The sequence below is a fragment of the Vibrio sp. 10N.286.55.E10 genome (assembly GCF_002872555.1).
Taxonomy (GTDB): domain Bacteria; phylum Pseudomonadota; class Gammaproteobacteria; order Enterobacterales; family Vibrionaceae; genus Vibrio; species Vibrio crassostreae.
Map to the genome: position 1 here is coordinate 59,065 of NZ_MCSD01000003.1, position 14,057 is coordinate 73,121.

The following is a 14,057-nucleotide window of genomic DNA, read 5'->3' on the forward strand; positions in this document are numbered from 1 at the left end:
TAATATGATAGGTTATTAGATATTGATGCTTAATGTTTGGTCGTTTTAGTGAGTTAAGGAGAATTCACGATGAGCTTAGATACATGGATTTATTACTTATTAGCGGTGCTGATCTTAACGGCATCACCAGGCCCAAGCTCTTTGTTGTGCATGACTAAAGGCGTGCAATCAGGCTTTAAATTATCGATATTTACCGCGCTGGGCAGCTTAACTGCGATTACTGGCATTCTAACCCTATCGTTTACCGGCTTAGGGGTGATCATTGCGTCGTCTGAAGTGGTGTTTAACGTTATTAAATGGACCGGTGCCGCTTACCTAATCTACCTTGGTTGGAAGTCTCTGCGTTCCAGTCAGCAAGATTATGACAAGCTATCTAGTCAACAAGCCGATTCTAAATCTGTTAAAGAAAGCGCTGCGCAACATTACCTAAGTGGCTTTATTGTTGGCGCGAGTAACCCCAAAGCTATCCTGTTTTTTACCGCACTTTTCCCTCAATTTATTGACCCGTCGATCGCTCTGCTTCCCCAGTTTACCGTGTTTGCTTTAACCTTTGCTGTGATGGAGTTGTCTTGGCTATTGGTGTACGCGTATTTAGGTGCGAAGTCGTCAAACTGGCTATTTGCGAAGGGCAGAGCTAAGGTCTTCAATCGTGTTACAGGGGGCGTGTTTATTGGTGCAGGCGCGCTGCTTTCGACGACAAGCCGAGCATAACTTTTTTATTTATCAAAGGGCTGAATAGTTACAGAAAATTCTTAATGCTGTCATAAAAGGTTAATATTAATGTGCTTGCCGCTTTTGGTGAAAAGCCGATATATTGTAGTTACACCATCACGTTCTCAAGGAGAGACATATGCAGCATCAAGAAATGATTCAACACAGTAATTTTGGCGTAATCAGTCGTACTTGGATTTTCTCTACCCTTTCTCTTCTGGGTATTCTTGCTCTAATGTAGCCTATTTTTCGGCTCTATATTTTCAGTTTTTATTATGAATACACTTTTCAAAAAGTCTTCAAAGTCAGAACTCTTACTCTCGTAAATGTGGCTCTTCTCATCAGTCTAGCCACTTAGCTTTTTCCCTTCGTAAAACAGCTAAGCAATCTTCTCTAACAAGTTCATCACGTAACCTCATCTGAAGTTGTTATCAAACTGTGATAATCTTAAATCATCTTTTATCTACAGTGTACCGCTCATGTCTCTCTGGGATTCTATTTCATTTAACAATCGATTTACGGCATTACCTCGACTGTTCTATACCCCAATTCAACCTACACCGCTAAACAATGTTCAATGGCTTGCATGGAATCATAACCTTGCGGATGAACTCGGTTTTCCGTCATTTGATGACGCCTCCGAAGAGCTGCTTGAGACGTTATCTGGCAATGTTGAACCTGAGCCGTTTTCGCCTGTAGCAATGAAATACGCAGGCCACCAGTTTGGCTCTTATAATCCCGACTTAGGTGATGGAAGAGGGCTACTTTTGGCACAAGTTGTCGCTAAAAGCGGTGAAACGTTCGACTTACACCTTAAAGGTGCAGGCAAAACGCCATATTCACGTATGGGCGATGGCCGTGCGGTTATTCGTTCAACGGTTCGTGAGTATCTGTGTAGCGAAGCAATGGCAGGGCTTAATATCCAAACCACACGTGCATTAGCCATGATGACCAGTGACACGCCGGTTTACCGAGAGAAACAAGAATGGGGCGCATTACTGGTGCGTGCTGCAGAATCTCACATTCGATTTGGCCACTTTGAACATCTTTTTTATACCAATCAGTTAGCTGAGCATAAGTTGTTGGCTGATAAAGTCATCGAATGGCACTTCCCAGAGTGTCTTGAAGAAGAAAAGCCATACGCAGCCATGTTTAATCAAATTGTCGATCGTACCGCGGAGATGATTGCGTTGTGGCAAGCAAATGGTTTTGCTCACGGCGTGATGAATACGGATAACATGTCAATCATCGGACAAACCTTCGATTACGGCCCGTTCGCTTTCCTTGATGAATATGACCCTCGTTTGATCTGTAACCATTCGGATTACCAAGGTCGTTACGCGTTCAATCAACAACCTAGAATTGGTATGTGGAATTTATCTGCATTGGCACACTCGTTGTCACCGTTGATAGAGAGGGCTGACTTAGAAGCGGCACTTGAACAATACGAACCGCAAATGAATGGTTACTTTAGTCAGCTGATGCGTCGTAAGTTGGGGCTACTTTCGAAACAAGAAGGTGACAGCCGCTTGTTTGAATCTATGTTCGAGTTAATGTCGCAAAACAAAGTTGATTATCCAAGGTTCTTTAGAACGTTGTCGAACTTGGACACCTTGCCACCACAGGAGGTGATTGATTTAGTTATCGATCGTGATGCTGCGAAGCTGTGGGTGGATAACTACTTGCAACGTTGTGAACTTGAGGAGTGTTCAGTTGTAGAGCGCTGCGAAAAGATGAGGCAGGTAAACCCGAAATACATCCTCAGAAACTACCTAGCTCAGCTTGCAATAGATAAAGCAGAGCGTGGTGATAGCAGTGATATTGACGCATTAATGGTGGTGTTGGCCGATCCTTATGCGGAACACCCTGACTACGAACATCTTGCCGCGTTACCACCAGAGTGGGGTAAAGCGATGGAGATCAGCTGCTCGTCTTAAATCGGCTTATCAATGCAATACCAACAGATAGCGGTCGCTTAGTTGTGATCTCTATCTGTTTGTTCTTCTAATTTTATCAACATATCAATAATCAAATACTCGACCTGCCTATACACTATGTGAATAAGTTGTAAATTTAATAGGTTTGGGCGATGCCAACAAATACTCGAATTCTCGTGGTGGATGATGATCAAGAAATCCGCGAGCTGCTGGAAGAGTACCTGACAAAATCGGGTTTCGATGTCTCTTCTGTAGGAGACGGTGTTGAACTAGAAACTCACCTGCAAAACCAAGGTTACCCGGATCTGATTCTGCTTGATGTGATGCTGCCCGGTGACGATGGCTTTACCTTGTGTCAACGTGTCCGTAAGCAATCGAATGTGCCTATTATCATGCTGACTGCGGTGTCGGATGAAACCGACCAGATTATCGGGTTGGAAATTGGTGCCGATGATTATATTGCCAAGCCGTTTAGTCCACGTCAGTTAATGGCGCGTATCAAAGCGTTATTGCGCCGTGTTCAAGTGGTGGATGACAAGCCGAGTGATGCACTGCCAAAGCAGATTATTTTTGGTGATTGGACGCTTGATACGCTCGCACATCGAATTTCCCACAATGAACACTCAGAAGAGATGGACTTGTCGGGCAGTGACTTTTCTCTGTTGATGCTGTTCTTAACTCGTCCTAACGAAGTTCTCGACCGTGACACCATCTCTTTCGCTACCAGAGGCCGCGAAGCGTTGCCTTTTGAACGAGGCATTGATGTGCAGCTTAGTCGTCTGAGAAGCCGATTGGGCGACAGCGGCAAATACCCTCACTACATCAAAACCATGCGTGGCAATGGCTATATTCTCGCTGTGCCTGTTCAGTATGAGCACTGAGCATGATCTAATGTTTATTAAGTAATGCTAATGAAGTATCTCGTATGAAATGGTTAAGTCGATTAAAACCAAATTCCTTGGTCGCAAGAACCTTGTTGTTGACTCTGTTAGCGGTGGTGATTGCTCAAGGTATCGCAACCTCTATTTGGTATAGCGAATCTAAACATAAAGAACTGGAAGGGATTCGCTCAGCCTCATCTAGCATGGCGAACATGTTTGCTTCAACGGTGACTTTCTTTCAGTCTTTACCCGTCAAATATCGCCACATCGTGTTAGACCAAATTCGAAATATGGGTGGCACGCGATTTTTTGTCTCTTTCAATAAAGAGGCTTTGATTGTTGAATCGATCCCCGATACTCGCTTAAAAACCGCCTCGATTGAAGCGATAGAAAGTGTTTTGAGTAGCAAGCTCAATAAAGTGGAATCAGTCCGTGTTGATTTCTCTCGCCCTGAACATCTCCGTTTGCTTAAAAATGACATATATTTAAGCGATCTCCCGCGATCGTGGGCACATCATACTTTAACGTTGGAACCTCTTAATCCACCTATTTTGGTCGTTCAGATAGAGCTAGCCAGTCACGAATGGGTGTATATTGCCGCACTGTTACCAGCTCCCTATGTAAAACTTGATGACACCATTCTTGGTCGTGAACAGGTGATCTTCTTGCTCTCTTCAACGCTGATTCTATTGGTGTTGACCTACTTAATGATTCGCCGCCAAGTGCGCCCGCTTAAAAAGCTAGCAAGGGCAGCCAACGAAATGAGCATGGATATTCAGCAGCCTCCACTTAACGAAGAAGGTGCGACAGAACTGGTTACCGCAACCCGAGCCTTCAACCGCATGCAGCAGCGGATTCGCCGTTATGTTGCCGACCGTGAGCACCTTTTCTCTGCTATTTCTCATGATTTAAAGACACCAATAACACGTCTTAGATTGCGGGCTGAATTGTTGGAGAGTGAAGTAAAGAAAGACAAATTCAATAAAGACTTGGATGAGCTGGAGATGATGGTCAAAGGTGCATTACAAGCGGTTAGAGATACTGACCTTCACGAAAACAACGCTATTATCGACCTCAATGAGATGATGCTCTCTGTGATTGAATTGCACAACCAACATCAAACCTTGGTTGAGTTTGAGCCCACTGTGGTTGAACCGCTAGTCGCCAAACCTTTAGCGATTAAACGCGTGCTCACCAATCTTATCGACAATGCTGTGAAATATGGACAATCCGCCGAAGTCGATATCAGCAGTGATTCAGTGTGGGTCATTGTGACGATTCAGGATCACGGTAAAGGTATCCCTGAAGACAAGTTAGAGTTGGTTTTTGAACCCTACTTTAGGCTGGCAACCGACGACCAAGGACACGGTTTAGGACTCGGGATCTGCCGAAATATCCTGCACGGACACGGCGGAGATCTCATTATTCGCAACTCCTCTCAAGGTGGCTTAGAAGCCAAAGTCTATATACCAAGAGGCTTAGAAGTATAATGTAACAATTGTGTTACATAGGGCTTACCTTTTGTTTCAATCTTATAAATCAGAATAAGTAGACTCTTTATTGAACCGGACGTCGAGTCCCCTAAACATGGAAGATTATAATGAAAATCAATAAAACCCTACTTACTCTATCTCTTCTTGCTGCCTCAACATTTTCTCAAGCTGGTGAAGTGGAAGTGCTTCACTGGTGGACTGCCGGTGGCGAAGCGAAATCCGCGGCGGTACTGAAAGAGATGATTGAAGAACAAGGCCATACGTGGAAAGACTTTGCTGTTGCTGGTGGCGGCGGTGAAAGTGCGATGACTGTTTTGAAAACTCGAGCAGTATCGGGCAATCCACCTTCTGCAGCGCAGATTAAAGGTCATGATATTCAGGAGTGGGGGGGTTTAGGTTTTCTAACGTCTCTCGATGCGACTGCTAAACAAGAACAATGGGATGAACTACTACCTGAAGTAGTGACTAAAGTGATGAAGTGGGATGGCGAATATGTGGCAGTTCCTGTCAACGTTCACCGTGTTAACTGGCTTTGGGCTAACCCTGTTGTTTTAGAAAAATCAGGTGTTACGGTTCCAACTACGTTAGATGAGTTCTTTGTTGCTGCAGACAAGATTAAAGCGGCTGGTTTCATTCCATTGGCTCATGGTGGTCAGCCTTGGCAAGACGCGACGGTATTCGAAGCCGTGGCACTTGATGTACTAGGCAGTGAAGACTACAACAAAGCGTTCGTTGATCTTGATATGGACGTGTTATCTGGCGACAAAATGGTGGAAGTGTTTACCAAGTTCAAAAAGATGCGTGATTACATCGACAGCAACTCTCCAGGTCGTGATTGGAACGTCGCAACTTCAATGGTTATCAATGGCGAAGCCGCGATGCAAATCATGGGTGACTGGGCGAAAGGTGAATTTACTGCGGCAGGCAAAGTGCCGGGTAAAGATTACATCTGTGCACCAGCACCGGGCACTGATGGCCAGTTTACTTTCAATATCGATAGCTTTGCGTTCTTTGAGTTAAGCGACAAAGAAAACCAAAAGGCGCAGCAAGACCTAGCGAAAACCATTCTTACCAAAGATTTCCAAGAAGTCTTCAACCTTAACAAAGGTTCTATCCCCGTACGTCTAGATATGGACATGTCTAAATTCGACCAATGTGCGTTGGATTCAATGGCTACCTTCAAAGCGAGTGCTGAATCGGGCGATCTTGTTCCGAGTATGGCTCACGGCCTAGCGACAACAAGCTACGCTCAAGGCGCTATTTATGACGTGGTGACCAACTTCTTCAACGAGAAAGATGCCGATCCGAAACAAGCGGCAGCTAAGTTAGCAAAAGCAGTGAAAGCGGCTATCTAATCTAACTTGGTCTAACACCAAACCCCCAGGGTGGGTAGGCTCGTAGGGAGCCTATCTACTCTTCACTCCCAATTCTGATATGCGTGATGCTGATGTGGTGCCGAGAGGCAAGCCATTGGCTCGATTGTGCAACAAGGATAAGTTATGGAGCATGTTTTGACTGAGTCGACTCCAAAACCCACAAGGAGCCAGCCTGCACCGAAACCGAGTTTTGCTGACAGGTTGCAACATTGGTTACCTAAAATAGTACTGGCGCCGACCGCGTTAGTGACCGTGGTGTGTATCTACGGCTACATTTTTTGGACGGCAGCGTTGTCGTTCACCAACTCTCGATTTTTGCCGAGCTTTAACTTCGTTGGTTTAACCCAATATGAAAAGCTGATGGATAACGATCGCTGGATCACCTCAATCACCAACCTCGGTGTGTTTGGTTTTCTATTTATGGCGATTGCAATCTTACTTGGTGTTGGTTTAGCGGTATTGCTTGACCAGAATATCCGTCAAGAAGGGGCGATTCGTACCATCTATCTCTACCCAATGGCGTTGTCATTCATTGTGACTGGTACTGCGTGGAAATGGATTCTTAATCCGGGTCTTGGCATTGAAAAGCTAATGCAAGACTGGGGATTTACTGACTTCAAATTTGATTGGCTAGTCGACTCTGAAATGTCGGTCTATACCTTGGTTATCGCGGCACTTTGGCAGTCTTCAGGGTTTGTGATGGCGATGTTCTTAGCGGGTTTGCGCGGTATCGATTCTTCAATCATCAAAGCGGCGCAAATCGATGGGGCAAGCTTACCTACCATCTATATCAAAATCATTCTGCCTTGCTTGCGCCCTGTGGTTTTCAGTGCGGTGATCATTACGTCGCACATTGCGATTAAGAGCTTCGACCTTGTGACCGCAATGACGGCTGGTGGCCCCGGTTATTCATCGGATCTTCCTGCACTATTCATGTATGCACACTCCTTTACTCGCGGTCAAATCGGCCTTGGTGCTGCCAGCGCCATGATGATGCTTGCTGGTATCTTAGCGATTCTCGTGCCTTATCTTTACTCTGAACTTAGGGAGAAAAAGTCATGATGAATAACATCAATTTTGCTCGAATCTTTATTTATTCAGCACTGCTTTTCTTCTGCTTGGTGTATCTAATGCCATTGTTTGTCATGGCGCTGACCTCATTCAAAACTCTGCCAGACATCAAGGCAGGTAACTTGATGAGCTTACCGAAAGAGTGGGTGTTTGATGCTTGGTATAAAGCGTGGGACACCGCCTGTACGGGCGTGAAATGTGAAGGCATCAAAGGCTACTTCTGGAACTCGTTCCAAATGGTGATTCCTGCGGTTGCGATTTCAACATTGCTCGGTGCATTCAATGGTTATGTAGTGACGAAATGGCAATTTAGAGGTTCAAACCTGTTCTTTAGCTTGTTGTTGTTTGGTTGCTTCATCCCATTTCAAGTGGTGTTGTTACCAATGGCAACCATGCTCGGCAAGATGGGGCTAGCGAACACAACTATCGGCTTGGTGATTGTGCACGTTATCTATGGCATGGCGTTTACCACACTGTTTTTCCGTAACTTCTACATCTCGATTCCTGATGAATTGATCAAAGCGGCAAAACTTGATGGTGCAGGTTTCTTTACGATTTTCTTCAAGATCTTATTACCGATCTCAACGCCAATCATCATGGTGACGGTGATCTGGCAATTCACCGCAATTTGGAACGATTTTTTGTTCGGGGTGGTGTATTCGGGCTCAGAGACTCAGCCTATCACCGTGGCATTAAACAACCTAGTCAACACCAGTACGGGTGTTAAAGAATATAACGTCGACATGGCTGCCGCGATCATCGCCGCACTGCCAACGTTGTTGGTGTATGTCTTCGCAGGAAAATATTTTGTTCGTGGCCTAACGGCAGGATCAGTAAAAGGATAATTACCCATGGCAACATTAGATTTAAAACAGATCCGTAAAACTTATCGCAACGCGGACAACGAAACGTTAAAGGGCATCGACATTAGTATCGATTCGGGGGAATTTTTGATACTTGTCGGCCCTTCGGGGTGTGGAAAATCCACCCTAATGAACACCATTGCTGGGCTAGAAAATATTAGCTCGGGTGAGATTGTAATTGATGGTGTAGACGTGGCGCAGGTTGAACCTAAAGACCGCGATATTGCGATGGTGTTTCAGTCGTACGCGCTTTACCCAAACATGACGGTACGCGGTAATATCGCCTTCGGTTTGAAGATTCGCAAGATGCCACAAGACGAGATTGATGCAGAGGTAAACCGAGTGGCGGAAATGCTGCAAATCGAACAGTTGCTGGATCGTAAACCGTCGCAGCTTTCTGGTGGTCAGCGTCAACGTGTCGCGATGGGACGTGCTCTAGCTCGTCGTCCTAAGCTGTATCTGTTTGATGAGCCGCTTTCTAACTTGGATGCCAAGCTGCGTGTTGAAATGCGCCATCAGATTAAACGTCTGCACCAGAAGCTGAATACCACGATTGTTTATGTAACCCATGATCAGATCGAAGCTATGACTCTTGCGGATCGCATCGCAGTAATGAAAGACGGTGAGCTACAGCAACTCGGTACGCCACAAGAGATCTACACCAAGCCAAACAACATGTTTGTGGCGGGCTTTATGGGTTCACCATCAATGAACTTCATTAAAACTATGGTGGACTTGGATGAGGAACAGAATCCGATAATTAAAGTGGTTGGTACCGCAGATCAAGAACACCACATTCGTTTGCCACAAAGTATGCGCGACCAAGATGGCAAAGAGTTGGTGATTGGGTTGCGTCCAGAACACATTACCGAACAAGAAAGCGATGATGTCTCTGCCTCAACAAAGCTAGACTTACAGCTAGAGGTATTGGAACCGACAGGGCCCGATACCATCGCGATGGTCAAAGTGAACGACCAAGAAGTGGCATGTCGTTTATCACCAGAGTTCGAGGTGTCGGTAGGGCAGATGGCACCACTGCATTTCGACCTTTCGAAAGCGGTATTCTTTGATGCACAGACTGAAGCGAGAATTGATTTTTAAGTGTTGCTAGCAAGTTAGTTTTACCAAACACCTCATCGTTGGATGGGGTGTTTTTGTATCAGGACAGACTAATTGTCATGTTGATGATAAAAAGCTCAGTAACGACTATGCTTTATGAGGTATTAATTTTTGGAAGAAGGATATCTGTAATGAGAGTCCAAATGTTTGCAGGAGCAATGTTACTTGCTCTTCTTTCCTTTCCTGTATCTGCTGTTGTTAATCATGATTTGAGAGACAGTTATATTGTTGTTCTTAAAGAGAGTACATCGGAGTCTCGGGCGAGTGATATCGCGCGTGAAGTTGCCAAAGGACACGGTGTGGTGGGGCATCAATATAGCCACGCCTTGAAAGGATTTTCTCTTAAGGTCCCAGAGCAAGCTCTCAAAGGTCTTAAAAATAAGTTCCCCGAGATTGATTATATTGAGCCTGATATCGTCATGCACGCTTTACCTCGAGGAGGCAAACCTAATCGAGGTGGAGATAGTGTTGAGCGAGATCCACAACAGATCCCTTGGGGGATCACCAGAGTTAACGGTGGTACTGGTGATATGAGTGGTGCCTCCGTCGTTGCTTGGGTTATAGACTCGGGTATTGACAGCGACCACCCAGATTTAAATGTAAATAAATCCCGAGGGGCAAATTTTACTCGCGGTAAGAAAAATAATACTAATGATGGTAATGGGCACGGTACGCATGTAGCAGGCACTATTGGGGCTTATAATGACGGTTTTGATGTCGTTGGCGTTGCTCCCGGTGTACAGGTCATTCCCGTACGAGTGTTAGATAACAGTGGTAGTGGTTCAATGTCGGGCGTGATTGCAGGTGTTGATCATGTTGCACGCTATGGCGCCTCTGGTGACTGTGCCAATATGAGTTTGGGAGGCTCGGGATATTCGGCGGCCTTGGATAGTGCAATTAAAACAGCGGCAGCAAAAGGGATATTTTTCTCAATTGCAGCGGGTAATTCAGGCCAGGATGTCAGTGGTTTTACGCCAGCTAGCACCAACGGCACGAATATATTTACTATCTCCGCATTTGGTGAAACTAGCGATAACTTCGCTTACTTTTCCAATTATGGTTCTGATGTAGATTACGCTCAACCGGGAGTTGATGTGTTATCGACCAAAGCGGGGGGAGGAACAGTTTCTTACAATGGTACCTCAATGGCGGCTCCTCACTTTTGTGGAGTACTATTAGCCACCGGAGGCTCATTCTCTTTGGATGGAGCCGTGAATAATGATCCCGACGGATCTCCTGACCCTATTGCAGTGAGTAATTAATTCGTTTGACAGTGTTGATAGTTTAAGTGGTGTAACAAATGCCGTTGTAGGCAATAAAAAGCGACCTGATGGGTCGTTTTTTATTGTGAATAATCATCGAGTAGACAGTTAATTATCATCAAAGCTGATATTTAGTGTGATGTGGCTATATAAAGCTGACGTAGAAACGCGTAGGATCGACTCAACTTTAGATCAAATACTAGGTTGCACTTTGGTGCATAAACAGAAGAATACATGAAACTAACAGCAAAACCCTCAGCTAGTAACGCTTTACTTATTTCTATTACGACACCGGACTTCAAAGGTGACGAAGCAAAAGAGTCTCTTGCCGAACTTGCTCGCTTAGTAACAACCCTAGGGTTTAAAGTGGTCGGTACTCAATCGCAGCACCACAGTTCAACTCAACGACAAAACGTGTTGGGTGCCGGTAAGCTTGCGGAAATTGCACACCTAACTGGTTACCAAGGTTCGATTGAAGAAGCTGAAGATGAAGACTTCCTTGATGAATCTGGTCTGTTTGATTCAGAAATCGACGAGCTAGATTTTGATGATCTTCCAACGGGCGACTTTCAATACGGCGCTGCCGATGTTGTGGTCTTTGACTGTGATTTAAGCCCATCTCAACTGCGCACTGTTGAGGCTAGTTTGGGTGTGGAAGTATTTGACCGTACTGGCATCATCATCGAAATTTTCAGCCGTCACGCTCGTACTCGTACTGCTCGCCTGCAAGTTGATATCGCTCGTCTAAACTACTTAGTGCCACGACTTCGTGAAACGGCTGAGGGTGATAAAGAGCGTCAAATGGGTCAGGGCGCAGGTGAAACTTCACTAGAGCTAGACCGTCGTAACGTACGTGACCAAATTGCTGCGCTTAAGCGTGAGCTAGTAAGCGTACAAGATGAAATGAAGACCCGACGCACAAGGCGCGCGGAGCTTTTCACTGTTGCTTTAGTTGGCTACACCAATGCCGGTAAATCTTCGATGATGCGTGCCATGACCGCAACCGAAGTGGTGGGTGAAGATAAACTGTTCGCAACGCTAGACACCACGGTTCGTGCGCTTCAACCAATTACTCAGCCGCGTATTCTGGTTTCGGATACAGTGGGTTTCATCAAGAAATTGCCACACGATCTGGTTGCTTCGTTCCACTCTACGCTCGCAGAAGCGCATGATGCTTCATTGCTGCTATATGTCGTTGATGCTTCTGATGTTTCATTCCGCGCACAACTTGATGTGGTACACGACGTATTAGCTCAAGTGGGTGTAGAAGGCAGCGAAAAACTATTAGTGCTGAATAAGTGCGATAGATTGACTGAAGAGCAGCAATTAGAGCTTATCGAAGAATTCCCAGATGCGATGCTAACGTCAACTCGTGATCCTCTGGATATCACGAAACTGCACAAGTACATCGTTGGTGTTGCTGAAGAAGGCATGATCGAAGAAGAGATCACGATTCCTTATTCTGGCCAAGGCATCATTGGTGAGATTCGCTCAAACATGAGTGTGGTAAAAGAAGAGTACGACTACGAGTGTATTAAGTTGACCGTTCGCTCAAGCGCGATTGATTTGGCACGCTTGAAAAAGCGTATGCAGAAATCTTAATCTTTTAGCTAGCTTAAGAAGAATGACCAAAAGAAAAGCGACCCGATAAGGTCGCTTTTTTTATTCGTTGAGTTTAATTAACTCTGTATTGAAATGCCTATGCCATTCTTTGTGTCGGCTTCCAACGTGCTAGCTCTGGATCAAGCTTGATACCTTGTGAGGTAAGAAGATTAACACGAGCCAAGTACGCCGCACCGTGCATCAGGTGCTTAGCAAGGTCGACCGCATTACGCTGTTGGTAATCGTCTAGGTAGCTGTCTTTCGCCCATGCGTTGAATGCGCCAAGTGCCGGGCCTGCCCATACTTGGTAATCCATCTCACGACCTTGTTCGCCAGTGTTTGACCAACGGCTAGAAAGACCCAAGTACCAACGGAAGATCAACGCCATTTTGCGTTTTGGATTGCCTTCAGCACGTTCGATCTGTTTAGGGTCGCGCTCGTTAAAGTGCGCCACAGTACCAGCCCAAATATCATCCAGTGTTGAACGGAATACTTGCTTCTCTAGCTTTTGACGCTCTTCAACTGGAATCGCTTCAATCGAGTCGTAACGTGTGTAGATCTCGTACAGCTTGTTCGCACGCATTGGGAATAAAGTACCGCGCTTAACCACTTGCAGTTTTACGCCCATTTCGAACATGTCTGCTGCCGGAGCCATAGTTACGTCTGCCATTTCAGTTGTCGAAAGCAGCTTACGTGTGTGTTCGCTCGCGCCAGCCTCAACACACGCTTGGTTGATTGAACCAGTAACAATGTAAGCCGCGCCCATGTTAAACGTAGCTAGAGCAGCGTCAGGCGTACCTACGCCACCACCACAACCAACACGCAGCGGTGTTTTGAATTGGTACTGAGCTTGAATTTGTTCTTTCAACGCAAGAATCGTTGGTAACAGGGTTACTAGCGGACGGTTATCAGTGTGACCACCTGAATCGGCCTCTGCAGTAATGTCATCAGCCATAGGAACAAGCTGTGCCAGTTCCATCTGTTCTGCTGTGATTCGACCTTCGTCAACCAAAGCTTGCAGCATTTTTACAGGAGCAGGCTGCATAAACTTACTTGCGACTTCAGTACGGCTCACCTTAGCAATAACCTTGTTACCAATCTGTATCTCGCCTTGTGCATCGCGGCTAAGACCTGCAGCACGGTAGTGAACGATTTGTGGTGTTAAACCTAAGAAGGCAGAAGCCTCAACCGTTTTTACCTTGTGCTTCAAAAACAACTCAACACTGCCGCGCTCTAGCGCAGGTTCACTTGGGCTGTGAATCAGGTTAAACGCGTAAGGACCGTTTGGTAGTGCAGCTTGAATGCGATTGATCGCTTGCTCAACACGAGACGGGATTAACCCCGCCGCGCCAAATGAACAAAGAATGCCAGCTTGACCAAGCGCAATCACCAACTCTTCAGATGAAATGCCGTTTGCCATTGCACCTGCGTAGTAAGCGTATTTTACGCCGTGGCAACGACGAAAATCTTCGTCGCCTAGGCTTTGTGTACCAAGAGCGGGAGCAAAGGCGCTAACAGGCTGGCTGTTCGCCGAGCTTGCTGAATCGCCCGACGCAATTTCTGCTTGTTGGCTAACGCCTAAGCCTTTTTCTGGGTGGTTCACTACGTAACAAGCAACGCTTAAATCTTTCAAGATTGTCGACATTGCTGCGTTATCGAAACGCGTTGTGTTCTCTTCGATCTGCCAAGGCCACGGAGATAGCTTTTCGTTATTAATAGTAGTTTGAGTTGTCATACTAAAT

Annotated in this window: 11 protein-coding genes; 10 read left to right on the top strand and 1 reads right to left on the bottom strand. The window is 45.7% G+C overall.

Annotated features, from left to right (window positions below):
- Window positions 1-69 precede the first annotated feature (69 nt).
- The 10 genes from BCV39_RS02175 (at window position 70) to hflX (ending at window position 12,315) form a co-directional block, all read left to right on the top strand.
- Window positions 70-711, top strand: a complete 642-nt coding sequence (locus BCV39_RS02175) for a LysE family translocator (protein WP_102432844.1) — start codon at window positions 70-72, stop codon at window positions 709-711.
- 479 nt (window positions 712-1,190) lie between these two features.
- Entirely contained in the window at window positions 1,191-2,648 is a 1,458-nt protein-coding gene (locus BCV39_RS02180) for a protein adenylyltransferase SelO (protein WP_102432843.1), read from the top strand.
- 152 nt (window positions 2,649-2,800) lie between these two features.
- Window positions 2,801-3,529 carry a response regulator transcription factor gene (locus BCV39_RS02185; protein ID WP_048661490.1) on the top strand — a complete coding sequence of 243 codons (729 nt, stop codon included), beginning with the start codon at window positions 2,801-2,803 and terminating at the stop codon, window positions 3,527-3,529.
- 44 nt (window positions 3,530-3,573) lie between these two features.
- Window positions 3,574-5,019, top strand: coding sequence for an ATP-binding protein (locus tag BCV39_RS02190; RefSeq protein WP_102432842.1), 1,446 nt, complete (start codon window positions 3,574-3,576; stop codon window positions 5,017-5,019).
- Between the two features lie 110 nt (window positions 5,020-5,129).
- Complete coding sequence (locus BCV39_RS02195) at window positions 5,130-6,377, top strand: ABC transporter substrate-binding protein (RefSeq protein WP_004736057.1); 1,248 nt, start codon at window positions 5,130-5,132, stop codon at window positions 6,375-6,377.
- Between the two features lie 144 nt (window positions 6,378-6,521).
- Complete coding sequence (locus BCV39_RS02200; protein ID WP_102432841.1) at window positions 6,522-7,460, top strand: sugar ABC transporter permease; 939 nt, start codon at window positions 6,522-6,524, stop codon at window positions 7,458-7,460.
- Complete coding sequence (locus BCV39_RS02205; protein ID WP_009848502.1) at window positions 7,457-8,314, top strand: carbohydrate ABC transporter permease; 858 nt, start codon at window positions 7,457-7,459, stop codon at window positions 8,312-8,314. Before BCV39_RS02200 ends, BCV39_RS02205 begins: the two co-directional genes overlap by 4 nt.
- 6 nt (window positions 8,315-8,320) lie before the next feature.
- Window positions 8,321-9,433 (top strand): sn-glycerol-3-phosphate ABC transporter ATP-binding protein UgpC, encoded by a 1,113-nt coding sequence (gene ugpC / locus BCV39_RS02210; RefSeq protein ID WP_019824809.1) that lies wholly within the window; start codon window positions 8,321-8,323, stop codon window positions 9,431-9,433.
- Window positions 9,434-9,573: 140 nt separating this feature from the next.
- A complete protein-coding gene (locus BCV39_RS02215) occupies window positions 9,574-10,713 on the top strand; it encodes a S8 family serine peptidase (protein WP_102432858.1) in 1,140 nt (379 codons plus the stop codon).
- Window positions 10,714-10,947: 234 nt separating this feature from the next.
- A complete protein-coding gene (gene hflX, locus BCV39_RS02220; protein ID WP_048661485.1) occupies window positions 10,948-12,315 on the top strand; it encodes a GTPase HflX in 1,368 nt (455 codons plus the stop codon).
- Window positions 12,316-12,412: 97 nt separating this feature from the next.
- On the opposite strand, the gene pfaD is transcribed toward hflX, so the two are convergent.
- Window positions 12,413-14,050 (bottom strand): eicosapentaenoate synthase subunit PfaD, encoded by a 1,638-nt coding sequence (pfaD, locus tag BCV39_RS02225; protein WP_102432840.1) that lies wholly within the window; start codon window positions 14,048-14,050, stop codon window positions 12,413-12,415.
- Window positions 14,051-14,057: the final 7 nt, after the last annotated feature.

Coding starts and splice junctions, on each gene's coding strand:
- BCV39_RS02200 (WP_102432841.1), top strand. CDS start 6,522: ATGGAGCATGTTTTGACTGAGTCGACTCCAAAACCCACAAGGAGCCAG.
- BCV39_RS02205 (WP_009848502.1), top strand. CDS start 7,457: ATGATGAATAACATCAATTTTGCTCGAATCTTTATTTATTCAGCACTG.
- BCV39_RS02180 (WP_102432843.1), top strand. CDS start 1,191: ATGTCTCTCTGGGATTCTATTTCATTTAACAATCGATTTACGGCATTA.
- BCV39_RS02190 (WP_102432842.1), top strand. CDS start 3,574: ATGAAATGGTTAAGTCGATTAAAACCAAATTCCTTGGTCGCAAGAACC.
- BCV39_RS02175 (WP_102432844.1), top strand. CDS start 70: ATGAGCTTAGATACATGGATTTATTACTTATTAGCGGTGCTGATCTTA.
- BCV39_RS02195 (WP_004736057.1), top strand. CDS start 5,130: ATGAAAATCAATAAAACCCTACTTACTCTATCTCTTCTTGCTGCCTCA.
- BCV39_RS02185 (WP_048661490.1), top strand. CDS start 2,801: ATGCCAACAAATACTCGAATTCTCGTGGTGGATGATGATCAAGAAATC.
- pfaD (WP_102432840.1), bottom strand. CDS start 14,050: ATGACAACTCAAACTACTATTAATAACGAAAAGCTATCTCCGTGGCCT.
- hflX (WP_048661485.1), top strand. CDS start 10,948: ATGAAACTAACAGCAAAACCCTCAGCTAGTAACGCTTTACTTATTTCT.
- ugpC (WP_019824809.1), top strand. CDS start 8,321: ATGGCAACATTAGATTTAAAACAGATCCGTAAAACTTATCGCAACGCG.